The following is a 24,858-nucleotide window of genomic DNA, read 5'->3' on the forward strand; positions in this document are numbered from 1 at the left end:
CCCTTGGTGTGCAGGAGTCAACACGCTTCGCGGCACCACAATTTGCAATAGCTGACTAGGGTTCCGGCTCGCTGACACAGCGGGTGACTGGTCCGAGAGTTGGCGACCTCCAGTAGAGGTTACACGGCGGGATAAAAGCCCGGGAGACAGGACACCTGTGGTGTCGCGTTGCTCCTGGCCGCCCCTTTTACTACTGGAGGTACTTCAATGCAAAAGTCCCGTCTGTTCAGCCTCATCACCGCTGGCGTCTTCGCCGCCGTCTGCCTGGGCGCCAATGCCGCCGCCAAGAAAGACTTCAATGTCTGCTGGACCATCTACGCCGGCTGGATGCCATGGGAATACGCAGGTACCCAGGGAATCGTCGATAAGTGGGCGAAGAAGTACGGCATCACCATCAAGGTCACCCAGCTCAACGACTACGTCGAGTCGATCAACCAGTACACCGCCGGCCAGTTCGATGGCTGCACCATGACCAACATGGACGCCCTGACCATCCCGGCCGCAGGCGGCGTGGACAGCACCGCGCTGGTGGTCAGCGACTTCTCCAACGGCAACGACGGCATCGTCATCAAGGGTAGCGGCAAGAAGGTCGCCGACTTGAAGGGCATGAACGTCAATCTGGTCGAGCTGTCGGTTTCCCACTACCTGCTGGCCCGGGCCCTGGACAGCGTCGATCTCACCGAGAAAGACCTGAAAGTGGTCAACACCTCCGACGCTGACATCTCTGCAGCCTTCAACACCGATGACGTCAAGGCCGTGACCACCTGGAATCCGATGCTGGCCGATATCAAGGCCAAGCCCGGTGTGACCGAAGTGTTCGACTCGAGCAAGATCCCTGGCGAGATCATGGACATGATGGTGGTCAACAGCGAAACCCTGAAAGACAACCCGGCCCTGGGCAAAGCCCTGACCGGTGCCTGGTTCGAAGTGGTCGCGCTGATGAACGCCAAGTCGGCTGACAGCAAGCTGGCCCTGGAACACATGGCCAAGGCCTCGGGCACTGACCTGGCCGGCTTCCAGTCGCAACTGGACACCACCAAGCTGTTCGCCACGCCGAAGGAAGCCCTGGAGTTCGCCAACAGCGAGCAATTGCCGAAAACCATGCGCAAAGTCGCCGATTTCTCCTTTGAACATGGCCTGCTCGGCCAGGGCGCCAAGGACTCCAGCGCCATCGGCATGTCCTTCGCCAAGGGTGTGATCGAGGGCGACAAGGCCAACGTCAAGCTGCACTTCGACCCTAGCTACGTGCAGATGGCCGCCGACGGCAAGCTGTAAACCGCGTCCCGGACAAAGGTCATTTCCATGCGTTTGATAAACCGCCGCCCGGATCGCGCCAGCCGTCTGATTCTGGTGATCCTGCCGTTTGCCCTGTTGCTGTTCGCCTATTTCATGGGCTCGGCCACCCGGCTGACGGAGAACCCCAACGACAAGCTGCTGCCCAGTGCCGTGCAAATGACCGATTCGATCAAGCGCATGGCCCTGGTCGCCGACACCCGTACAGGCGAGTACCTGCTGTGGGCCGACACCGCCTCCAGCCTGCAACGCCTGGCGATCGGCCTGGGAATCAGCGCGCTGCTGGGTTTGTGCCTGGGTATCGCCTCGGGGGTGCTGCCGCTGTTTGGCGCCCCCCTGTCGCCGTTGCTGACGGTGCTGTCCATGGTGCCACCGCTGGCGATCCTGCCGATCCTGTTCATTGTCTTTGGCCTGGGCGAGCTGTCCAAGGTGATGCTGATCGTCATCGGCATCACTCCGGTGCTGGCCCGTGATCTGGAACAAAGGGCGCGGGAAATCCCGGTGGAACTGCTGATCAAGGCGCAGACCCTTGGCGCCTCGACCTGGACCCTGATCCTGCGGGTGGTATTGCCGCAATTGCTGCCACGCCTGTTGATCGCCCTGCGTTTGGTATTGGGCTCGGCATGGCTGTTCCTGATCGCGGCCGAAGCCATTGCTTCCACCGATGGCCTGGGCTACCGGATCTTCCTGGTCCGGCGTTATCTGGCGATGGACGTGATCCTGCCGTACGTGGTGTGGATCACCCTGCTTGCCTGGCTGATGGACTGGGGCCTGAAACTGCTCACGCGCAAAGCCTTCCCTTGGTATGAGGGGGCACGGTCATGAGCTTTATTTCGGTCAATAACGTCTGGCAACAATATGACGATCAGGTGGTGCTCGAAGGCCTGAACCTGAGCGTGGCCGAGGGTGAGTTCTGCACCCTGGTCGGCGCTTCGGGCTGCGGCAAGTCAACCTTTCTGCGCCTGCTACTGGGTCAGGAAGTGCCGAGTCGCGGCAGCATTCTGCTCGACGGTCAGGCGTTGGCCAGCGAGCCGGACGCCAGCCGCGGCGTGGTCTTTCAGCGCTACTCGGTTTTTCCGCATCTGTCGGTGCTGGATAACGTCGCCCTGGGCCTGGAACTGCCCCGCTCGGCGCTGCTTGGCCGGTTGTTCGGCAGGGCCAAGCGCGAGGCGCGGGAACAGGCATCGCTGCTGCTGCACAAGGTCGGCCTCGGCCACGCCCTGGACAAGTACCCGACGCAACTGTCCGGCGGCATGCAACAGCGTCTGGCGATTGCCCAGGCACTGATCATGAAGCCACGGGTATTGCTGCTCGACGAACCCTTCGGCGCCCTCGACCCCGGTATCCGCAAGGACATGCACGCCCTGCTGCTGGATCTGTGGCGCGAAACCCGACTGACCGTGTTCATGGTCACCCACGACCTGTCCGAAGGTTTCAACCTCGGCACGCGCCTGATGGTGTTCGACAAGATTCGTCACGACCCTCACGCACCCGGCGCCTATGGCGCACGCATCACCTACGACATTCCCCTGAACACCGACCGCCGCGCCGCTCGTGCTGCGATCGAAGCCCTGCAAACGGCTTAAAGGACCTTACACATGACTGCATCAACCCCGCTCTTCCCCGTATTCGCCGAAGAACTGCTGCCCGGCGGCGGCCACCGTTCGTTCGTCCTCAAGCGCGGCGAACTGCTGCGCCTGACCGACCTCAACGGCAATGCCAATGTCAGCCTGACAATGCTCAACGCCCACGAAAAAACCGAACGCCTGAACCTGCCCGACAGCCTCAAGTGCCAGCACACCGCCAAACTCACCAACGGCCACTGCCTGTACTCGGACATGGGCCGCGTCCTTGCAGCCATTACTGCTGATACCTGTGGCTGGAGCGACAGCATCGGCGGCGTGTTGTGCGCCGAGGAAATCGAGGAAAAGTACGGCCAGGGCCGCTATCAGGAACTGCGCAACGGCTTCTTCCGCAATGGCGCCGACAACCTGCTGGTGGAGCTGGGCAAATGGGGCCTGGGTCTGTCAGACCTGCTGATGACCCTGAACCTGTTCAGCCGGGTCAACGTCGACGACGCCGGGCTGCTGCATTACCTGCCGAACAATTCCAAGGCCGGCGACTACATCGAGCTGTATGCGCCCATGGACACTTTGGTGGTGCTGACCGCCCTGCAGCACCCCATGGACCCCAACCCGCAATACGCCCCACAACCGGTGCAACTGACCTGGATGAAGGCCGACGCCAGCGTCGCCGAACATTGCCGCACCTCGCGCCCGGAAAACGAGCGCGGCTTTATCAACACTGACCGTCTGTTCGCCTGAGGAGCCTTGCCATGATCCACAAATACGCCAATCAGCATGCCGCTTCGCAGATCCTCGCGCCCAAACTGGCCCGCGCCCCGATATACCGCGCCACCATTCCGGCCGGCGAGCCGTGGATGAAAGAGATCAAGGCCGGGCAGACCCTGCGCATCCTCGATCTGGAAGGCAACCAGGCGGTGGACACCCTGTTCTACAGCGCCGCCAACCCCCGCGAGCGTTATGACGTGCAACGCACCCTGCGCCGTCAGGGCCGGGTCTACCTGAGCACCGGCAGCGTGCTGTATTCCAACCTGGGCCGCGCCATGCTGACCATCGTCGACGACACTTGCGGTCGCCACGACACCCTCGGCGGCGCCTGCGCACAAGAGAGCAACACCGTGCGCTACGCCCTGGACAAGCGCCACATGCATAGCTGCCGCGACAACTACCTGCGCGCCTGTGCCCATGACGGACGCCTGGGCAAGGGCGATATCGGGCCGAACATCAACTTTTTCATGAATGTCCCGGTCACCGCCGACGGCGGCCTGACCTTCGAAGACGGCATCTCGGCACCGGGCAAATACGTGGAACTGCGCGCGGAAATGGACGTGATCCTGCTGATCTCCAACTGCCCGCAACTGAACAACCCGTGCAATGGCTACAACCCGACGGCGGCTGAGTTGTTGATCTGGAATTGATCGGCCTCGGCCACCTGTAGGAGCTGCCGAAGGCTGCGAAGAGGGCTTGCCTGACAGATCGCTTTCGCAGCCTGCGGCAGCTCCCACAGGTCGTGCATTTGCCGGCCCACATGAACACGCCATGACGGACGACCGTCATGCAGCACCACCCATAGCGGGACGGCCCGCTTCCCACAGCGAGACCACCGACATTCGGTCTCCAAGGGTTATGCCATGTTCGACAAACTGCTGATTGCCAACCGCGGCGCCATTGCCTGCCGCATCCTGCGCACCCTGCGTGAGCTCAAGGTCCAGGGTGTTGCGGTCTATTCCGAAGCCGATGCCGCCAGCCTGCATCTGCTCCAGGCCGATGAAGCCCACAGCCTGGGCGAAGGCGCGGCGGCGGGTACTTACCTGGCCGTGGACAAGATCCTCGCCATCGCCAAGGCCAGCGGCGCCAAGGCCATTCATCCCGGCTACGGCTTTCTCTCGGAAAATGCCGCCTTTGCCCAGGCCTGCGAAGACGTCGGCATCGCCTTCGTCGGCCCGACACCCGAGCAACTGCGGGTGTTCGGCCTCAAGCACACCGCCCGCGCCCTGGCCAAAGCTCACGGCGTACCGATGCTCGAAGGCACCGACTTGCTCGACAGCCTGAGCGAAGCGCTGACAGCCGCCCAATCCATCGGCTACCCGGTGATGCTCAAGAGTACGGCGGGCGGTGGCGGCATCGGCATGCGCGTGTGCCGCGACGCCGACGAGCTGAGCGAGTCCTTCGAAGCGGTCAAGCGTCTGGGCCAGAACAACTTCAGCGATGCAGGCGTGTTTATCGAGAAATACATCCAGCGCGCCCGCCATCTGGAAGTGCAGGTATTCGGCGACGGCCGGGGTGACGTCATCGCCTTGGGCGTGCGCGATTGCTCGGTGCAGCGGCGCAACCAGAAAGTCCTCGAAGAAACCCCGGCACCGAACCTGCCCGAAGGCATGGGCGAAGCCCTGTGCGCGGCGGCGATCAAGCTGGCCAAGGCGGTCAGTTATCGCAGCGCCGGGACCGTGGAGTTCGTGTTCGACAGCGATGATCAGCGCTTCTACTTCCTCGAAGTGAATACCCGCCTGCAGGTGGAACATGGTGTTACCGAGCAGGTCTGGGGTGTCGACCTGGTCAGCTGGATGGTGCAACTGGCCGCTGGCGACCTGGCGCCTTTGCAGCAACTCAGGGCCGGGTTGCAACCCAGCGGCCACGCCATTCAGGCGCGGTTGTACGCCGAAGATCCGGGCAAGGATTTTCAGCCCAGCCCCGGCCTGCTGACCGCAGTGGAGTTCGCTGCGGCAGATGGCAAACACCTGCGTATCGATACCTGGGTCGAAGCCGGTTGCGAAATCCCGCCGTTTTTCGATCCGATGATCGCCAAGGTCATCAGTTGGGCGCCAACCCGGGAACAGGCGCGTCAGGACCTCGACAAGGCTCTGCAAGGCAGCCGTCTGTATGGCGTGGAAACCAACCGCGACTATCTGCGGCAGATTCTCAATGATCAGCCCTTCGCCAGCGGCGAGCCCTGGACCCGCTGCCTTGAAGGTCTGGTCTATCAGGCCAGCACTTTCGAAGTGCTCAGCGGTGGCACCCAGACCAGCGTACAAGACTACCCTGGCCGCCTCGGTTACTGGGCTGTCGGTGTACCGCCGTCCGGGCCGATGGACAGTCGCGCCCTGCGCCAGGGCAACCGCCTGTTGGGCAATGCCGAAGGTTGCGCCGCCCTGGAAATCACCATGAGCGGTCCGCGGCTGCGCTTCAACTGCGATGCCGTAGTGGCGGTGACCGGAGCGTCCATCGAACTGACCCTGGATGGGCAACCCCAGGCCATGAATACCGCATTGTTGATCCCCGCCGGTGCAACCCTGGCCCTGGGCAGCATCAGCGGTGCCGGGGCGCGCAGCTACCTGTGTCTGCGTGGTGGTCTCGACATACCGGATTATCTGGGCAGCAAAAGCACCTTCACCCTCGGCCAGTTCGGCGGCCACGGCGGTCGCGCGTTGCGCGCAGGCGACGTGCTGCATCTTCAACCGCTGCTCGATCGTACCGCCGGGCAGAGTATCCCTGCCGAGCAACTCGAAGAGCTCGCCGAAGTACGCACTATCCGGGTGATCTACGGCCCCCATGGTGCGCCGGAATACTTCACCGAGGCTTACATCGCCACCTTTTTCGCCACTCAATGGGAAGTGCACTTCAACTCCAGCCGTACCGGCGTGCGCCTGATCGGCCCGAAACCGGAGTGGGTTCGCGCAGACGGCGGTGAAGCCGGGTTGCACCCTTCGAATATCCACGACAATCCCTACGCCATCGGTGCCGTGGACTTTACCGGCGACATGCCCGTCATCCTCGGCCCCGACGGCCCGAGCCTGGGCGGCTTCGTCTGCCCCGTGACCATTATCCAGGCCGACCTGTGGCAACTCGGCCAGCTCAAGGCCGGCGACAAGGTGCAGTTTCACGCGGTGAGCGTGGCTGAGGCCCGCAGGATTTTTGCAGACGCCACAGTATCTTGTGGGACTGGCTCAGGTGGGACCGGCTTTAGCCGGGAAAACAATGGAACAGGCGATAGAAATACATCGACCACACCTACGCCTTCCCGGCTGGAGCCGGCCCCACAAAACCTGGTCTCACCCATCGTTCTGGATATAGGTTCAGACGACACCCGCCTCGTCGCCCGCCTCTGCGGCGACACCCACCTGCTGCTGGAAATCGGCGCGCCGGAGCTGGACCTGGTCCTGCGCTTTCGCGGCCATGCCCTGATGCAGGCCCTGGAAGCCAAGGCCCTGGCCGGGGTGATCGACCTGACGCCGGGCATTCGTTCGCTGCAAGTGCACTACCAGCCCGAGCAACTGCCCCTGGCCGAACTGCTGGCCATCGTCAGCGGGGAATGGGACGCGGTGTGTGCCAGTCGCAACCTGGAAGTACCATCGCGCGTCGTTCACTTGCCGCTGTCCTGGGATGATCCGGCTTGCCAATTGGCCATCGAGAAATACATGACCACGGTGCGCAAGGACGCGCCGTGGTGTCCGAGTAATCTGGAGTTCATCCGTCGCATCAACGACCTGCCGAACCTCGATGAAGTGCAACGCACCGTGTTCGAGGCCAGCTATCTGGTCATGGGCCTGGGTGACGTCTACCTCGGTGCACCGGTCGCGACCCCGCTGGACCCACGCCATCGCCTGGTGACGACCAAGTACAACCCGGCACGCACCTGGACTGCGGAAAACTCCGTGGGCATCGGTGGCGCCTATATGTGCGTGTACGGCATGGAAGGCCCCGGCGGCTACCAGTTCGTCGGTCGCACCCTGCAGATGTGGAATCGCTACCGCGCCGTCGCTGCGTTCGACGGCAAGCCCTGGCTGCTGCGCTTCTTCGACCAGATCCGCTTCTACCCGGTCAGCGCCGATGAACTGCTGCGCATCCGCCGTGACTTCCCCTTGGGCCGCTATCCGCTGTCCATCGAGCACAGCACCCTGAATCTTGCCGATTATCAGGACTTCCTCAGCGCTGAAGCCAACGGCATCGCCACGTTTCGGCAGCAACAGCAGGCCGCTTTCCATGCCGAGCGCGAACGCTGGATCGCCAACGGCCAGGCGGATTTTGTCAGCGAGGAAGGGGTCGCTCCGGCGGCCGATGAAGCGCCGCTGGAGGCGGGTCAGCACGGGGTGGAAAGCCCTATCGCTGGCAATCTCTGGCAAGTGCAGGTCGAGACCGGACAACGGGTTGCGGCGGGCGATGTGCTGGTGATCCTCGAGTCGATGAAGATGGAAATCCCGGTACTGGCGTCCATGCCCGGCGTAGTCCGGGAAGTCCGGGTGCAACCCGGTTCGGCGGTGCGCGCCGGGCAACGGGTCGTCGTACTCGATACCCAATGACACAGATTATTTCTTATGACTTTTCAACGGAATTTCGCCATGAGCCATGACTTGCCCAACCTGCAACTGGATACCGTGCGCGCCGCCTACCGGTCCGGCGACCTGACCCCGCGTCAGTTGATCCTGGCCCTGCAGGAAAAAGCCGCGGCGCTGAACCCTGAGTACCACCTGTTCATCCACCTGCTCAGCCCCGCCGAACTGGAGCCCTACCTCAAGGCGCTGGAGGGCAAAACCGTCGACGATTTGCCGCTGTACGGCGTGCCATTCTCGATCAAGGACAACATCGATCTGGCCGGCATTCCTACAACAGCCGCGTGCCCGGCCTACGCCTACACGCCCGAGCGCTCGGCAACCGTGGTCGAACGTCTGCTCGCTCTGGGTGCGATCCCGATGGGCAAGACCAACCTCGACCAGTTCGCCACCGGCTTGAACGGCAGCCGCTCGCCCTACGGTGCCTGCCCCAACAGCGTGCTCAAGGATTACCCATCGGGCGGATCCAGCGCCGGGTCGTCCCTCGCGGTGGCGCTTGAGGTCAGCAGCTTCGCCCTCGGCACCGACACCGCCGGTTCCGGTCGCGTACCCGCCGCGCTGAACAATCTGGTGGGCATGAAGGCCAGCGTTGGCCTGATCTCCACCGGCGGCGTGGTCCCGGCGTGCCGCACCCTGGATTGCGTCACCACCTTTACCGCCACCGCACGGGAAGCCAGTCAGTTGCTGGGCCTGACGGCGCAACCCGATCCCCGTGACGCCTACAGCCGGAGCAACCCGCTCTGGAACGCCCCGTCGGCCTTCGGTGCGCCCAAGCCGTTCCGCTTTGGCGTACCTCGCGCCGAGGACCTGGAGTTTTTCGGTTGCACCGAAGGCCCTCAATTGTTTGCCGACGCCGTCGCCCACTTCACCGCCCTGGGTGGCGAAGCGCTGACCCTGGACCTCTCGCCATTCCTCGAAGCCGCCCGCCTGCTGTATGAAGGCCCATGGGTCTGCGAGCGCTACAGCGTCGCCGGTGAGCTGATGGAGAACAATCCCGAAGCGGTACTGCCGGTGATTCGTGCCGTTCTGGCCAAGGCGCCCAGCGTGACCGGCGTCGAAACCTTTCGCGCGCAATACCGTTTGCAGGAACTCAAGGCCATCTGCGACCGGGCCCTGGAGGGCCTCGATTGCGTGATCACCCCAAGTATCGGTCGCCCGGTCAGCTCGGCCGAATTGCAAGCCGAGCCGGTGCTGCGCAACTCTGAACTGGGCTACTACACCAACTTCGTCAACCTGCTCGACTACGCCGCAGTGGCCGTCCCCAGCGGCTTTATGGCCAACGGCCTGCCATGGGGCGTGACCCTGTTCGGCCGGGTCTTTACCGATCAATACCTGCTCAGCCTGGCCGATGCCCTGCAACGGCAGACTGCCTTGCCGTTGATTGGCGGACAGGCGATCACGCTGAACAAACCGGCGACCGGCGCGCAGCACGACATGGCTCGCCTGGTGGTCTGTGGCGCGCATCTGGATGGCCTGGCGCTGAACTGGCAACTCAAACAGCGCGGCGCCCGCCTTGTGGAAAGCACCCTCAGTTCGCCCGACTATCAGCTATATGCCCTGGCGGGCGGCCCGCCGCTGCGGCCTGGCATGGTCCGGGTCGATCAGGGAGGGGTCGCCATCGCCGTGGAAGTCTGGGAGCTGCCGAGCCGTGAGCTGGGCTCGTTCCTCACCGGCATTCCCGCACCGCTGGGGCTGGGCAAGGTGCAACTGGCCGACGGCCGCTGGGAAACCGGCTTTATCTGCGAACCCTACGGTCTGCAAGGTGCAACCGACATCAGCCACCTGGGCGGCTGGCGTGCTTACCTGCAACAGCGCTAAATCCTACACGGCGCGTCTTGGGGCGCGCCGAACACAGTAGATATGTAGGCTTTTCCGCGCGCACCACGCGTCATATTACAAGGCCATTTCTCACCGTCACCGGCCACCATGCAAGAACACTGGAAACCTGCGCCCAAGGATCGGGCACTGGATCTGCTGGGCGAACACAGCCTTGAACTCGAATCCCGTGTCGCCCCCTCAAACACTGAAAGCCTGACCGACGCCCCACCCGATCCGGCCCGGATCAGAGCCCTGCAACGCCTCAAGGCCCTGCGCAAAAGCCCCGGCAGCAAACTGATCGCCCACTCCCTGCTGTATCTGCACGCCTGGCAACTGGACATGGACTACCCGCCGCCCCTGCGCACATATGCACGCAAACGGCTGCGCGAGTTGCTGGAAGATCAGATCCCCGAGCCGCCATCACCCGACGATATCCACATCACTTTCCTTACCGAGCAAGCCCCGGCCATCAGCACCGATGGCAACGAACATTTCAACCTGCGTCTGTCGCTGACCGAACTCGCCCTGGCCTGCTTCGATCCACCTTATTTCCTCGCGCTGAGCCGCAGCCCGATCAAAGACAACGACCTATCCCCCCCGATCCCCGGCCTGCCTGCCGCAAAGTTGCTCGCCCTGTTGCGCGACATCACCTGGGGGAACGACTACGAAGAGCAATTCAGCCGCTTCTGGAACCGCCATGAAAAGACCTGGCGCGCCTTGGGCAAACTGGCGTTTCTCGATCAACTGGCCCGTCAGTCCGCCCGCAAAAGGATCAGCCGTGACGGTTATCTTCTGGCCCTGGACGCCATTGGCCTGAGCAGCTTTCCGACATCACCGGCCTGCCTGAACGACTCCGCCCGCGGCACCTTGACCGAAGTGCACATGCTGGCAATCAACGACGAACTGGTGCCGGGCATCTTCCAGATCCGCTCGAAAAACACCGCCCACTGCTTCATTCATGTCATGGGCGGCAAGAGCGTGATCGAATACATCAGCGATGACCCGCGGCAGATGGCTGCCAGACTTCTCGAAGCACTGAGAACGACACGCGGTCTCGTCCCTCTGCCGCAGGCAGATTCCCACGGCACGGAACCCCGGGCAGTCCTTGTGCAGGAAGACCTGTTCGATGCCCTGACTCGCCTGCAGAAACAGCGGCCACTCATCAACGGCGGCGACGACCCGATGGGCCTGCCGGGCAGCGTCGATCTGCTCAGGCCGATCAAGCGCAGCCTGGCCCTGATCGCCGCCGTCGACCTGTGGAATGTGCAGCCGGATATACTCAAGCGCATCCCCGTCGTACAACGCAGTGCCGCCAAGGTCATGGGGACGGCCCTGTTCAACCGCTACGGCCTGCGACTCAACCCCCATGAGGTGTTTATCCGCTACTTGCCGGGCCCCTCGATCACCCCCTTGGGCAGTGCACGCCAGCCGGGTAACTTCGTGCGCGCCCCCAGTACCAGACCGATTAGCCTGGGCAAAGCCCTGATCGACAATTACCGTGTCGAACAACCGGTGGGCTACCTCGATAACGACGGGCGCAACGTGGTCTACCTGGATCCCACCGGCAAAGGCGAATGGGCGCCCGATCGTGCCCTGTCGATCAGCGCCCAGGCCATCGAAGACACGGTAAAAAGCATCGACTTTCTGCCCCTGATGTCGGCCCAGATCATTCATTTCTGGGATCAGCACAAAGACAGCATCGAGCAGGCGCTCCAGGCAGGGCTCATCGCCCAGGCGGTCATCGCGCTCAAGCGTGGCCAGCTGACTCGCAGGAGCTTTGACACCGTGGTCCAGGGGCTGGCCGGCAATGCCCGGCTGCAATGGCAAGTGCTGGGTTTCAATGTGTTCAGCCTGCTGTTCGAAGGTGTTGAACGGCAATATTGCGCCGGCCTGCTGGTACTGGAAGTCCTTGGCAAACCGGGCCGGATTCTGTATCAGGCAGGCAGTACCAGGGCGTTCATGGAGTTTCAGAGTCATGAGCAACTGGTCAGCCATCTGCGCAACAGCGCAGCGGATGAGCAATGGCGGCAGTCGGTACTGGACTATATTCCCGCCCGCCATCACGAGCGCCTCAATTACCTGCTGCAGATTTGGGGCGGCGTACAGCCTTCTGGCGATAGCAACTCGTTGCTCAGACCCTGGGCCGAAGGCCTCTATAACCCCGACGTGCAGGAGGCCAGGACGTACAAACTGTACGACACCCGCCTGATCGACTCCCCCTTTGCCTTCATGCATCAAAAGCTCAGGGACAACCAGCTGGAGCAAGCACAGACCCGGATCGTTACGTCCCGGGAAGTGTCCCTGCGTTTCTGGACCCGCCACCTCAGCCACCTGCAACTGCTGCTCGCCCCCATGTCGCTGCTGATGACCCCGGTGGCACTGGCTTCCCTGGCTGTGGAGGTGGGTCTGCTGTCGTTGCATGTGGCGACGGCCAACCTCCCCGGCTATCGAGGCGAGGAGAAACAGCAGGCGATACTGGCGGCGCTGAGCCTGGGCCTGCTGGACCTGTCCCCGGCCACCCCGCGGCTGTTGCAATCCCTTAGAAACCTGCGCCGCAAGGCTCCTGTTGCGGCACCGAGCCTAGCCGGGAAGACGCCTTCCAGGCCCAAGCTTCCCCGACAGGAAAATACCGGTGAAGCCGTCGGCAAGATTGAAAGAGGCCGCTTCACCGCCACTCTCAACCACTGGTTACATCCACGCCGCACCCAGCTGGAACGCTTTTTCCACACCGACAGCCTGCTCAAGAGCTGGACGGTGCCGGGCAATCCGCCCCTGCGCCAATTGCCGGTCAAAGCCTGGAAACTCGGGCGCCGTTTCCTGCTCTGGACCTCGAACAAGAGTCAGGCCACCACCCTGCTGGTCAGCACCCACGGCTACTACATGCCCTGGACCCGCAACGTCGCCCTGCCCAATGGCACTACGGTCTTTACCTATGCGCCCCACGGCCACGGGCTGGTCGACCCCGGCTTGCGCCATATTGCACACCGCAGGGTCAGACCTTTCGCTATGTCCAACAGCGCAGGCAATACGCCATTGAGTTCACCGACGTCGTTGCCGCCACTGACCATGACCGACAAACTGATGGCCGGCACCGTGCTGCCCGGTCATATGAAAAACTATGTCCTGGCGAAGTTCCAGGGCACCTGGGAAACCTACGATGATATCTGCGACGTCGTCAGCAGCACCCATCGATCGCCGTTCAAAGGCCAGTTGCCGTCCAAGCCAATGGATGTTTTGACCGTCAGAAACCGCTTCGCCATGGCAGAGCCGGATGTGGAGGAGCTGTTCACGATGCTGTTCGACAAAGGCATTCATTATGACCAGATCCTGCTGGTGCACTGCCGCTGCACAGCGCTGGACACGCTGTTCAACCAGGGATCGTCCTACACTGCGCCGAATCTGCCACCTCGGGTGGTTTCATGATTTGTCAGGAATGCCGCGCATTTTCGGACGTCTGGCGAAATATCGATCAACCAATGAGGAAATGAGATAGCGCGAGGCAGTGGCGACGAGCTAGCATTCGCCCCTTCAAAATGCTCACAACACCGGGTCCGTCATGCCTTTTCGCTCCTCGATCACATCACAACGCTCATTGATGCTGACGTTGCTGATTCTCTTGGGGAGCGGCTTCATGGCGACTTCGCTGCTCAGCTATAACGCCTCCCGCGACTCAATCCGCGACAACATCATCAACACTGAGCTGCCCCTGACCTCTGACACGGTGTACTCGGAGATTCAGAAGGACCTGGTGCGGCCAGTGCTGATCTCCTCGATGATGGCCCGCGACACCTTCATGCGTGACTGGGTGGTAAACGGCGAGAAAGACACCGATCAGATGACCCGGTATCTCAAGGAGGTCATGGATCATTACGGCGCCTACACCTCATTCTTCGTCTCCAATGCCAGCCTGACCTACTACCAGGCCAAGGGCGTGCTGAAAAAAATCAGCGCCACCGAACCCCGGGACACCTGGTACTACCGCGTACGCGATATGGCCGCGCCTTACGAAATCAACGTCGACCCGGACATGGCCAACAAGGACAGCCTGACCTTTTTCATCAACTACAAGGTCATGGACTACAACAACAACTTCATCGGCGCCGCCGGTGTCGGCCTGACCGTTGATGCGGTGATCAAGCTGATTGACCGCTATCAACAGCGCTACCAGCGCAGCGTCTATTTTGTCGACAACTTCGGCCGTCTGGTCCTGACCGGCGAAGAAGGCGGCCCCCAAGGCGCCACCGTGGGCCAGTCCATCTACAGGCTCCCGGACATGCAGGACCTCAAGGAAAAACTGCCCCATCCCGTGGGCGGCAGCTACGAGTACGAAACCCTGGGCCAGAGCCACTTTCTCAATGTGCGCTATATCCCCGAGCTGAACTGGTACCTGTTCGTCGACAAGCGTGAAGACGGCGCGCTCACGGCAGTGCGGCAATCCCTGTACCTGAACCTGCTGATCTGCCTGATCGTCACAGCCGTGGTGATGTTGCTGCTGCACCGCATCGTGCGTCGCTTCCAGTTCAGGATCGAAACCCAGGCCACGCTCGACAGCCTTACCGGACTGCCCAACCGGCGCGGCTTCGACGTCATGGCGGTGCGTGCGCTCAAGCAGGCGCAACGGGACGGCAAGCCACTGACCGCCGTCCTGCTCGACCTCGATCACTTCAAACAGCTGAACGATACCCATGGACATCTGGCGGGTGATGCCGTGTTGACGGGCTTTGCCGATGATCTGAGGAGTTGCCTGCGCCAGTCCGACATCATGTGCCGCTGGGGCGGCGAAGAGTTCATCATTCTGCTCAAGGACAGCGACCGGGATGGCGCCCGACGGGTGGCCGAAAGCATTCGCGTACTGGTCGAGCAGCATGCCTACGCCTTCTCCGGCAATACGCTGAACGTCACCGTCAGCCTGGGCCTGGCCCAGCTGCAAGCCGACGACAGCCTGCAAAGCCTGATCGCCCGCGCCGACAGCGCGCTGTACCATGCCAAACAGAGCGGACGCAATCGCGTCAGCGACGACATTGCGCAACCGGCATGAGCACTCCATCGAGCCCTTTGGCAAACACCCCGCAGATCTGCCCGGTCTGCGGTTGCAGCAACAGTTGCACCCTGGCCGATCCGCGCACGGCAGCCCAGCCATGCTGGTGCTTCTCGGTGAGCATCGATCCGGCCCGGTTGGCCGAACTGCCCGTTGATCTGCGCGACAAAGCCTGCCTGTGCCCTCGGTGTGCCGGCATCGAACAATTCGCCGCACAGGTCATCGAATAGCCCGATGCGCCTTGATCGCTTCCTCAGCAACCTGCCGCGCTTCAATCGCCAGGACGTGCGCCTGGCCCTGGCCACGGGGCGTGTGCAGGTCGACGGGCAACCCACAAGCGATCCCCATCACGACGTGCGTGAGTTCAGCAGCGTCCAGCTCGACGGTGAAACCCTGCAAGCCGGCAGGCCCGCACGCTACTTCATGCTGCACAAGCCCCAGGGCTGCGTCAGTGCCACCCGCGACCCGGTGCATCCCACCGTGCTCGATCTGCTCGATGAACCGGACAAGGACGAACTGCACATCGCCGGGCGCCTGGACTTCAACACCACCGGGCTGATGCTGATCACCAACGACGGCCAGTGGTCGCGCCGCCTGACCCAGCCACAGACCAAACTGCCCAAGGTCTACCATGTCGAAACCGAGCAGTTGATCGACGAGCGTTACGTCGAGAAATTCGCCGAAGGTTTTTACTTCGCCTTTGAAGATCTCACCACCCAGCCCGCGCATTTGACCCTGCTCGGACCGTCCGTCGCCCGGCTGAGCATCGTCGAAGGACGCTACCATCAGGTCAAACGCATGTTCGGCCACTTCAACAATAAAGTCCTGCGCCTGCACCGCGAAAGCATGGGTCCACTGCAGCTGGACCCCGAGCTAGAGCCTGGGCAGTACCGTGCCCTGCACGCCGCGGAAATCCTGATCATCTGACAACTGGCGACCGCCCGGCAGAACGCAGCAGACAATGTACGAACGGCACTTGCGGGTTTGCAGTGCGGCTGCTTGAATCCAATCGTCGGTCCCCATGTGACCGACGAGTCATGAGCGCATTCTAAGAAATCCTTTTGCCACCCGAGCCGCAGTCCGGATGGCAAATCGCCCGCCAATAACAATACCTGTCGGACAGCTTGTTCCGGATCGACACAGGGCCATTCCCAGGCGCATGCCTACCTGTCACGAAAATCCGTGCAATTTCGGTTGCGCGCAATCCGTCCACGTCAGGAGACATACGATATGAGGCCAGAAATTTCTGTGCTTGATATACAGGGCCAGTTCCGGGTCTACACGGAGTTTTATCGCGCAGAGGCGGCGGAGAAGACCATCATTATGGTCAACGGGTCATTGGCCACGACCGCATCCTTTGCCCAGACCGTCCGCAACCTGCATCCCCAATTCAACGTCGTGCTGTACGACCAACCCTATGCGGGCAAATCCAAGGCCCATAACCTGCACGCAACGCCCCTGACCAAGGAAATGGAAGGCCAGATCCTGCTGGAGCTGATCGACCACTTCGCCGCCGAGCATGTCATGTCATTTTCCTGGGGCGGTGCCGCCACCCTGGTCGCCCTGGCGCATCGCCCGCGGCGTATCGAAAAGGCCGTGATCAGCTCGTTCTCGCCGGTGATCAACGAGCATATGCGCGACTACCTCGAACGCGGTATCAAACATCTGGGCGCGCGCGATGGCTACGAGGTCGGCAATCTGGTCAACGACACCATCGGCAAGCACTTGCCCTCATTGTTCAAGCGTTTCAACTACCGGCATGTCAGCAGCCTGGACCTGCATGAATATGACCAGATGCATTTCCATATCAGCGAAGTGCTGTCACTCAACGAGAGCATTTACCTGGACGCGGCCAGCAACATCAGCGTACCGGTCATGTTCATGAACGGCGAATGGGACGAATACACCGCCGCTCAGGACGCCCGGTTATTCAGTCAATGCGTGAAACAAAGCAGCTTCAGCACCATCCGCAGCACCGGCCACTTCCTCGACATGGAACACAAAGCCGCCTGCCGCGACTCACGCAATGCCGTGCTGGGTTTTCTCAAGACCGATCAACCGGGCAGCCAGCCAAGCCGCCACCGCCTCCATCAACCTCAGGAGCATCATGCATTTGCGCTCTGACACAACCGCTCGACCGGGCACCGGAATCATTCGCCAACGAGCCACCCAAGGCACTTGGCGAATGACTTCCGCGCGGCAACGCCGATCAGCGAGGCAAAATTAGCGCTTCAATTAATGGGCTGCTTCTGGTACAAAGTCAGCCGCTCAAAGCGGGTGTCGTATAATGGCATTACTCCAGCTTCCCAAGCTGATAACGAGGGTTCGATTCCCTTCACCCGCTCCAGTATTTACAAGCCCTCCAGCCCTGTTTTCCAATCTCCATATCCTCATGAGGGCCGTTTCTCTTCTTGGGTGGAAATTGCCAGCGCGCCCATTAATCCCCCGCCATCCCCGACCCGTCACTTAAAATCTGAGGGTGGTCCGAAACCTGTAACCTTTGCCGAAATTCGCTAAAAGCCTCGGAATAGAGGGCTTTTCACGAAGTGGCCGCTGTAACCTTTGAGTAACTGTTTAGTATTCAAGTTACCTTTTATTTAGTAACTCCCTCAATTTAAAAATTCATTTAAAAACAACCACTTGAGAAACTGTTACAAACCGGGTTACTGCCGGATACCTATTTTTGTAATCTCGAAAGCCCAATAAAACCAAGGCCTCCAGAGCCGTTCCCGTCCAAATCCGCCATGGTTACTGTTTTCAGCATCCCAACCCCTCGCCCAGGGAATCGATCTCAACCAGATCACGTTTTTAAGGGCGGACGACCGAGCGAAAATCTCGCGCACCTGGTGTGCAGCGCTATGCAATCGCCATGGTTGGCTACAGCCCTTGATGTGCGGCGCTTACAGGTGGTTCGTCCTTCCTTCGCATCACCGTTTTTCGTGTGTCGAAAAGACCTGACGCGATTTTGAAACCACACCAAATCACTCGTTTTCCAATTTTCCATCGAATGAATCTGGGGCTTCCCCCGATTCGTCGAGTCGTGGGCGCCCCGTAGCCGCTGTGCAACGGCATGACATTTCCCTGCAAAAGTTTGCACTCAGTGCAATGGCCGATCGGCTGGGAGAGCCCACGGCGGGCCTGGGCTGGAGCATTGTTTGCACTACAGCCGGATTGCACAAAAAAAACGTACAAAGCCCTTCGACGGGAGGGGGATAAGTGCTTTTCGGCGGATCATTTCTATTCATAGGCATATTACGCATCCTTGGTCTGTGCGCGCCGATCCTTTGGAGCTAAGTGCTCCGTCTTAAGCACAGGAGCGAGAGACGTATAGATATGCGGGCTGGGGGGAGGCATAAATTATCAGTGGCATCCTTTTGTCAATGATGCCAAAATGGCACTACTGATACTTTTATAGGGAAAATACGCTCATGAGTTTACGGATATTACTCGACGATCAAATTACGAAGCTGTTTGCAGATAATCCCGAGCTAAAAACAGTCAATAAAAATCAATTTGAAATAGCTGTGGCATGTTTCGCAAATCTAAAGCACCTCAATGGAATAGACGTTGAAGATTTAGTCGACGGAATTTTAGGTGAAGGTGGTGATGAGGGCCTAGATCACTGCTATATTTTTTGCAATGGCTCACTTGTAGTTGATTCAGATCACTTAATAAACAAGGATAGCGTAGTCAAAGTAAAGTTCTTTCAGACAAAAAAAGAGACCGGATTTTCAACTGATGGTTTCAGAAAGATGAAAGAAGGTATTGAGCAGATTTTTGATTTAGAAAAAGATTTAAAAAGTTTAAAAGTCGGCGGGGCGAATCAAGACTATCTAGATAAAGCACAGCTTATTAGGGATATATTTAGGTCATGCGGAAAACTGAAGGCCAAATTCAGCTGTGAAGTCTACTATGTTACGATTGCTTCCGACCGAAATATACCCACCAAATTAAATCAACTTGCCGAAGAGTTAGCTAACTCCCCTCTGAAAATACCCTTCGATATTAATTTGCTAGGCGCGCAAGAGCTGTTGGATTTAACAGTATTCACTGAAGAATCCATAGAGATCGATTTCATATCTCAGCCTTTGGAAATCAAAGAGCGGGATGTTGTTACGAGCGGCTACTCAGGGTTCGTGTCAGGTAATAAGCTTGTAGAATGCCTACTGGACCAACATAAAAACTTCAAAAGCCATTTAACCGAGGGAAATGTTAGATACTTTCTGGGCGAAGATGGAAATATCAACAGCTCAATAATTGAAACAGCTCTCAACCAAGCAAAAGCGGAAATTTTTTGGGCAATGAATAATGGATTAACCATTATCGGTGAAACAGTAACGCCGCTTGGTGGTCAGCAGTATGCAGTTAGCAACCCGCAAATCGTAAACGGATGCCAAACCATCCACTGCTTACATAATGCTTATATTCAAAACGGCGAGCTACCAAAAAATTTAAAAGTGTTTGTAAAGCTTGTAAACACTAACGACGTTGAAGTACAGACCGACATCATAAGTGCGACAAACTCTCAAAACCCAGTAAAGACTGCAAGTTTAAAAGCCAATGATAACATACAGAGAAATATTGAGCGTCACTTGGCAAAATCTGGAATATTTTACGAGAGAAGAGAAAACTACTACAAGAGGCAGGGATATACAGGTAACAAAGTTGTAGGCATGTTGAAAATGGCACAGATAGTGAATACGGTAGTAAACAAAGAGGCTGTAATCTCACTGAATGATACTAGTGGATTCTTTGAAAGCCAAAAAAAATACACCACAATCTTCAATGACAACGCCGACTTTGACGTGTATAAATTCGCCGTCATTCTTTATCACAAGGCTTGGTCGATGAAGAACTCAGACTTAAGAACAAATACATATTCTGAGGATGAGAAAACTTTAATCTCTCGTGGAGGGTTGTTGTTTCTGCATGCAATGAGCAGCTTCATCTTATCCAGCGCCACCATTGATAAAGAAGGGAATATGGAACTACTGACTGGATTTATCGATATTTCTGCTCCGGCACGTAAAAATGAATTCGTGAAGAGAAAAGACAGTATTTTTAAATTACTGGCTAACGAAGCGTTCATGAAAAGTTGCTATGAAACGTCTAGAGGAATTGTATTCGCGGCAATAGATGGGTATGCAAAAGCCAACTCCAAAGAAAAATCCGCAGTCTTTAAGTACAGGCCATTTGATCGTGAACATCTACAACCAGAATTAAATAAGAGCCTCGCCGCAATACTTGGCACCCTTAACGGGCATTAAGAAAACGATCGTCCTGCCTTATCAGGGCTCATATTGGATACACTTTACATCAAAGCGTCACCGCAACTAAATCAGATATAGAAAGCCGCATTTGTAGGATACTCTACAGAGGCGGTTTTCTTTAAGTTCAAAGAGTAACTGAGTTCAATAATGCTGATAATAAGGCGGCCCTCGCAGCATCTGAGGTGAAGGTCGCCGCATTCACGGGTGGCGATCCCAGTTGCGGGTGAACATGGGGAGCGATCTGGGTGTTCATCTCCTGCAGCAGATCCAAGGTGTCGCACACCACCTTGAAGATATTGACGTTCCCCGACCCCACACAGCTTTTCGGCGCCTGCAGGCGCTGGATCCGTTCGGACATGTCGCCACCTACAGAGGTGTTGTGCTTCTTGCCGACTACCAAGTTCAGGTCACGGCCGGTGGCCTAGTGCATGTCGTCCAGGGCGGCGAGTGTGGCGGTACCGGCGGAATTCAGCTTGAGCGCGCCCAGGGCGTCGATCCGCTTGATGCCGCCGACCTTTTCAGTTGAGTGGTGATCCACGTCCTGGGCGTGGCTCTGGTACTTCTCGCTGTTGCCCAGGGCTTCTACTTCGCGCTCGATCGCGTGGTCCCGGATTTTGCCGTCGGTCAATCTCAGCCAGTTTCCGTAGGCATCGACCCGCTGCTGTACCGCGTCACTGTGCTGCCACACCTGGTCGTCCACCAGATGTTGGGACACATTCCGCTTTTGCAGGGCGCCATCCCTGATATCGAGGGAGAGCCGGTGTGTCTGCTAAAGCTCGCTTGGGACCCCGCCATCGACCTCAAGTTTGGGGATTGCGGTCAAGCGACTTTCTGGATCGCCAGGGAGGACTTGGCGGTCCAGAACTTTGATCGCGTGGCAGCGGTGGTTGAATCACATTGAGTCTATTTCCAGGTGTTCCCCTAGCGCTTGCGCAATGAATACATCATCAATCCCAATTGCCGGGTTTTCATGATCGTTCCCATCGGTATCCCAATCGAAGCGGGTGGCAACGCCGCAGGCCACAGCTGCAAACTGCTTCTCACTCTATGATCTGGCTAGCCTTTGTCTGGCTTTAGCCGCTTTCGCCCACCTCAAATAACGTCATGCCCAGATCGAATGCACAGCACACACAATCAGTCATGAAATGCCCCTCTTGCATCTCTTCCCAGACGCTACATTGGCTCAACGCATGCTCCTGTGAGCTTGCCCAAAACGCAAGTGTGTACAATACACACCGAAAAAGATGTAAAAGGAGGGAGGATGCGTAGCAGGGAGATGATCAGGATGATCGAGGGCGATGGTTGGTACTGGGTCGCAACGAAAGGCAGCCATCGACAGTACAAACATGCGTCCAAACCCGGGCGGGTAACCATCAAGCACCCGACTCGGATATTCCGATCAAAACGATTAACAGCATTTTGAAACAAGCCGGTCTGAAATGACCCGCAACCTAGAAAACGGAGTACGGCACCGCTCCCCTTCTTTGAGCCTGTGCCCTCCCCCAAGACACCGAAGGAAAAGCTGACCCCGATGAAATTTCCAGTCGTTGTACATAAAGACGCCGACTCAGACTATGGCGTTATCGTCCCTGACGTACCGGGCTGTTTCTCCGCCGGGGTCACCGTCAACGAAGCATTGGAAAACGTGAAAGAAGCGCTTTCGCTGCATTTCGAGGGACTGGTAGAGGACAGCGATCCCCTGCCGCAACCACAGGACATTGAGGCCCATTTGAGCAACGCCGACTACGCAGGCGGGATCTGGGCGATTGTCGATTTCGACGTCACGCCCTATCTGGGCAAAGCCGTTCGTTTCAACGCAACACTTCCCGAAAATCTGCTTCTGCGAATTGATGAGCGCGTGAAAAACGATCATCGCTATGCGTCACGCTCAGGTTTTCTGGCCGCCGCCGCGCTTAAAGAGCTGCATGGCGGATAACGTATAAATAACCGACACTGAAACAGAAACCACTAAGGCGCCGCCCGACGCCTTGGTCTCATGCCTTTTCTGGCAGCCACATCCCGGTTAACGCAGCAAGCCCCCCACCAACCTCGTCCAAAACGACCCGCGTATCGTCTCCCCCTGAACCTGCACCAACTCCGGCAAATCCCGCACCTTCAGCCACAGCTCACCTCGCCATCGCAGGGCGCTCATCACGCCGCCTTGCCAGCGCATTTCAATCGAGGCCGGATCTGTCTTTGTGCGTTCGGCATCCAGTGCGGGCAGGACATCCTGTGCCAGCCAGCGGCGCAGGGCGCGGTTTTCCGGGATGTAGTGGTGGATCAGCAAGGCGTAGACGCCGGACTCGCTGATCATCAGGCATTTTTCCCAGTGCCCGCTGGTCAGCAGCCAGGCCATGCGGCGTTGATCGGCGTCGAGCTTGAGGGTGCTGCGCTCACACAGGCGTATGCCCATCAGGCGAGCGATATCGATCAGGGGGAACCAGGCCTGGGCGTCCAGGGTGATGGCGCGCAGCATGCGGTGGTGGCGGATAAAAAGCGTGGGCTCGAAGGCGTCTGTGCAGGGTTGGTAGGGTATCTGAGGGTCCATAAGGGTGAGGCTCCTGAGTCGGGCCACCCGTTACGCGATTGTTTGTATGAGGGTGGCAACTGTGTGGCGGTTAGCGAACCGAGCTCTTGAACGATACCGGCAGACCCAGAGGTCTCCGACACACAGCCGCCATAACGATCACCTCAGGCAATAAGAAGCCCGGTGCAGGTTGTGAGGCACTATTCAAGAGATTCGGATCGCTAAATCCGGTCGCTGATTTTGCAGCGACGGCGCACCATAAATCGCTCGACCACCTCAAACAATAGGTTGGAACAAACTCGGAAATTTCACTCAAGAAACAAGGAATCGCCCTTCATTTAGCAGCATAGCCTGTCCAAAAAAACTGCTTTAACCTTGGATATTACGCGTTGCGAATCTGCCCATAATTTCATGCCTGCCTCAGTTCCGGAATGAAAAACTCAAGCAGTCTCGACAGCTCATGAGTTGAACCCAATGAACTAATGCTTCCTTTTGCGGCCAAGATAGAGACGTCATCCAACGCGCAGAGCCCGCCATGCCACGCTCAAGCCCGAAAAAAGACTTCCCCGTCTCCAACATCCGCCACTTCCTCGAACCCGGCCCGATTGTGCTGGTCTCGTCGAAATGGCAGGGCCGGACCAATATCATGACCGTGGGCTGGCATATGGTCATGGAGTTCACGCCGTCGCTGGTCGGCTGCATCATTGCGGGCGGCAATCACAGTTATGAAATGGTGCGTAATAGCGGCGAATGCGTGATCAACCTGCCAAGCGCTGAGATGGTGGATACCGTGGTCGGCATCGGCAATTGTTCCGGTGCCGAGGTCGACAAGTTTGCGCAGTTCAAGCTGGGCAAAGCCAAGGCGAGCAAGGTCGATGCGCCGCTGATTCGCGAGTGCCCTGCGAACTTCGAATGCCGCCTTTATGACGACTCGATGCTGGAGCGCTACAACCTGTTTATCTTCGAAGTGGTGAAGGCCCATGTCAGCGCTGCGGCCGAGAAGATTGAATCGCTGCATTATCAGGGCATGGGGCAGTTCATGTTGTCGGGCAAGATGATTGACCGTGCCGCGTTGTTCAAGCCCTCCATGTTGACTTGAGCAAGGAGACCGCGATTTGTAGGAGCTGTCAGGGCGTCTCTGCCACCGCGCTGTCGCGCGGCAAACACTCGGCAGGGCGCTAGAGAAAATTGTGTGGGAGCCTGTGAATATCATCGATATCTGTGGGAGCGGATTCATCCGCGAAGGGGCCAGTACATCCAACGCATTGGCGGCGTCCGAAATAAAGCTTTCGCGAATGAATTCGCTCCCACAGGGTTTCGGTGATTCAGCAAGTTTCGCGTTATTTGATAGGAGCTGCCGAAGGACCGCATCCTGTCAGGCTACAACATCCGGCAGAACTCAGTTTTGTGCCTCATGACAAACCGCCTCAATATTATGCCCATCCGCATCCCGCACAAACGCGCTGTAGTAATTGGGATGATAGTGCGGCCTGAGGCCCGGCGCGCCGTTGTCGATGGCGCCTGCGGCCATGGCGGCCTGGTAAAAGGCGTCGACCATGGCCCGGGTTGTTACGCGAAAGGCCACGTGCATCGGTGGCTGGTTCGGGGTGCCGCCGCTGACCCAGAAGTCGGGCTTGCCCTGTTCGCCGAAGCCGGCAAAATCCTTGCTGCCTGATTGTGCGGCGCTGACTTGCATCAGCAGTTCGTAGCCAATGGCGGCCAGCGCTTTGCTGTAAAACGTCTTGCCCTGTTCGAAATCACTGACGATAACGCCGGTGTGGTCAATCATGTGAGCTCCCTGATCAAGCAAATTCCCTATCGAGAATCGCATCGTGCCAACGGTGAAATTAACCGATGTTATATAGATCCTATGGATGCTGACTGCCAGTGTCTGGATCGCCAACGATGGACGAAAAGAGCGACTTCGAAATTAACGCTACTTATTAGCCTTAAACCCTCATTAGCGTATCGATATTCCGGCCGCCAGGAATCAGCCTGCTAT

General features: G+C 58.6%; 18 protein-coding genes, 1 tRNA gene, 2 pseudogenes and 1 riboswitch. Of the genes and pseudogenes, 18 read left to right on the plus strand and 3 right to left on the minus strand.

Annotated features, from left to right (window positions below):
* Window positions 1–44 precede the first annotated feature (44 nt).
* Window positions 45–148: riboswitch (guanidine-I (ykkC/yxkD leader) on the plus strand.
* A gap of 59 nt (window positions 149–207) precedes the next feature.
* From ACCD02_RS13515 to ACCD02_RS13580, 14 genes are all read left to right on the plus strand, one after another.
* Window positions 208–1,275: a putative urea ABC transporter substrate-binding protein gene (locus ACCD02_RS13515; protein ID WP_413302321.1), complete on the plus strand. Its 1,068-nt coding sequence runs from the start codon at window positions 208–210 to the stop codon at window positions 1,273–1,275.
* Between the two features lie 27 nt (window positions 1,276–1,302).
* Window positions 1,303–2,118 carry an ABC transporter permease gene (locus tag ACCD02_RS13520; RefSeq protein ID WP_413302324.1) on the plus strand — a complete coding sequence of 272 codons (816 nt, stop codon included), beginning with the start codon at window positions 1,303–1,305 and terminating at the stop codon, window positions 2,116–2,118.
* On the plus strand, window positions 2,115–2,879 hold the full coding sequence (locus tag ACCD02_RS13525; RefSeq protein ID WP_413302326.1) for an ABC transporter ATP-binding protein: 765 nt from the start codon (window positions 2,115–2,117) through the stop codon (window positions 2,877–2,879). Before ACCD02_RS13520 ends, ACCD02_RS13525 begins: the two co-directional genes overlap by 4 nt.
* 12 nt (window positions 2,880–2,891) lie before the next feature.
* Window positions 2,892–3,617 carry an urea amidolyase associated protein UAAP1 gene (locus tag ACCD02_RS13530; RefSeq protein ID WP_413302329.1) on the plus strand — a complete coding sequence of 242 codons (726 nt, stop codon included), beginning with the start codon at window positions 2,892–2,894 and terminating at the stop codon, window positions 3,615–3,617.
* 11 nt (window positions 3,618–3,628) lie between these two features.
* Entirely contained in the window at window positions 3,629–4,294 is a 666-nt protein-coding gene (locus ACCD02_RS13535; RefSeq protein ID WP_413302331.1) for an urea amidolyase associated protein UAAP2, read from the plus strand.
* Window positions 4,295–4,507: 213 nt separating this feature from the next.
* Window positions 4,508–8,173 (plus strand): urea carboxylase, encoded by a 3,666-nt coding sequence (uca, locus tag ACCD02_RS13540; protein WP_413302333.1) that lies wholly within the window; start codon window positions 4,508–4,510, stop codon window positions 8,171–8,173.
* Window positions 8,174–8,212: 39 nt separating this feature from the next.
* On the plus strand, window positions 8,213–10,021 hold the full coding sequence (atzF, locus tag ACCD02_RS13545) for an allophanate hydrolase (protein ID WP_413302335.1): 1,809 nt from the start codon (window positions 8,213–8,215) through the stop codon (window positions 10,019–10,021).
* A 108-nt stretch (window positions 10,022–10,129) separates the two neighbouring features.
* On the plus strand, window positions 10,130–13,444 hold the full coding sequence (locus ACCD02_RS13550) for a dermonecrotic toxin domain-containing protein (RefSeq protein ID WP_413302338.1): 3,315 nt from the start codon (window positions 10,130–10,132) through the stop codon (window positions 13,442–13,444).
* Window positions 13,445–13,577: 133 nt separating this feature from the next.
* Entirely contained in the window at window positions 13,578–15,059 is a 1,482-nt protein-coding gene (locus ACCD02_RS13555) for a diguanylate cyclase (protein WP_413302341.1), read from the plus strand.
* Window positions 15,056–15,289, plus strand: coding sequence for a cysteine-rich CWC family protein (locus ACCD02_RS13560; RefSeq protein WP_413302344.1), 234 nt, complete (start codon window positions 15,056–15,058; stop codon window positions 15,287–15,289). The genes ACCD02_RS13555 and ACCD02_RS13560 overlap by 4 nt, the downstream gene beginning before the upstream one ends.
* 4 nt (window positions 15,290–15,293) lie before the next feature.
* Window positions 15,294–15,986, plus strand: a complete 693-nt coding sequence (locus tag ACCD02_RS13565; protein ID WP_413302347.1) for a pseudouridine synthase — start codon at window positions 15,294–15,296, stop codon at window positions 15,984–15,986.
* 303 nt (window positions 15,987–16,289) lie between these two features.
* The gene (locus ACCD02_RS13570; protein WP_413302350.1) at window positions 16,290–17,183 is read left to right on the plus strand and encodes an alpha/beta fold hydrolase; all 894 of its coding nucleotides are present in this window, start codon (window positions 16,290–16,292) and stop codon (window positions 17,181–17,183) included.
* A 149-nt stretch (window positions 17,184–17,332) separates the two neighbouring features.
* Window positions 17,333–17,406, plus strand: a tRNA-Gly gene (locus tag ACCD02_RS13575).
* 1,081 nt (window positions 17,407–18,487) lie between these two features.
* Window positions 18,488–20,326: an AIPR family protein gene (locus tag ACCD02_RS13580; RefSeq protein ID WP_413302352.1), complete on the plus strand. Its 1,839-nt coding sequence runs from the start codon at window positions 18,488–18,490 to the stop codon at window positions 20,324–20,326.
* 127 nt (window positions 20,327–20,453) lie between these two features.
* On the opposite strand, the pseudogene ACCD02_RS13585 reads toward ACCD02_RS13580, so the two are convergent.
* A pseudogene (locus ACCD02_RS13585) lies at window positions 20,454–21,023 on the minus strand (hypothetical protein); the annotation flags it as partial.
* Window positions 21,024–21,032: 9 nt separating this feature from the next.
* Between ACCD02_RS13585 and ACCD02_RS13590 the strand changes: the two are divergent.
* From ACCD02_RS13590 to ACCD02_RS13600, 3 genes and pseudogenes are all read left to right on the plus strand, one after another.
* Window positions 21,033–21,230: a DUF1963 domain-containing protein gene (locus ACCD02_RS13590; RefSeq protein WP_413302355.1), complete on the plus strand. Its 198-nt coding sequence runs from the start codon at window positions 21,033–21,035 to the stop codon at window positions 21,228–21,230.
* Window positions 21,231–21,590: 360 nt separating this feature from the next.
* Window positions 21,591–21,772: pseudogene (locus ACCD02_RS13595) on the plus strand (type II toxin-antitoxin system HicA family toxin).
* Between the two features lie 88 nt (window positions 21,773–21,860).
* Window positions 21,861–22,265, plus strand: coding sequence for a type II toxin-antitoxin system HicB family antitoxin (locus ACCD02_RS13600; RefSeq protein ID WP_413302357.1), 405 nt, complete (start codon window positions 21,861–21,863; stop codon window positions 22,263–22,265).
* Between the two features lie 87 nt (window positions 22,266–22,352).
* Here the strand turns inward: ACCD02_RS13600 and ACCD02_RS13605 are convergent, their stop codons facing one another.
* Complete coding sequence (locus ACCD02_RS13605; RefSeq protein WP_413302359.1) at window positions 22,353–22,877, minus strand: Bro-N domain-containing protein; 525 nt, start codon at window positions 22,875–22,877, stop codon at window positions 22,353–22,355.
* Between the two features lie 514 nt (window positions 22,878–23,391).
* Between ACCD02_RS13605 and ACCD02_RS13610 the strand changes: the two genes are divergently transcribed.
* The gene (locus tag ACCD02_RS13610) at window positions 23,392–23,955 is read left to right on the plus strand and encodes a flavin reductase family protein (protein ID WP_413302362.1); all 564 of its coding nucleotides are present in this window, start codon (window positions 23,392–23,394) and stop codon (window positions 23,953–23,955) included.
* Between the two features lie 300 nt (window positions 23,956–24,255).
* Here the strand turns inward: ACCD02_RS13610 and ACCD02_RS13615 are convergent, their stop codons facing one another.
* Window positions 24,256–24,645, minus strand: a complete 390-nt coding sequence (locus ACCD02_RS13615; protein WP_413302365.1) for a VOC family protein — start codon at window positions 24,643–24,645, stop codon at window positions 24,256–24,258.
* Window positions 24,646–24,858 lie beyond the last annotated feature (213 nt).

Origin of the sequence: Pseudomonas sp. Pseusp88 (assembly GCF_047303955.1) — a bacterium.
Classification (GTDB): domain Bacteria; phylum Pseudomonadota; class Gammaproteobacteria; order Pseudomonadales; family Pseudomonadaceae; genus Aquipseudomonas.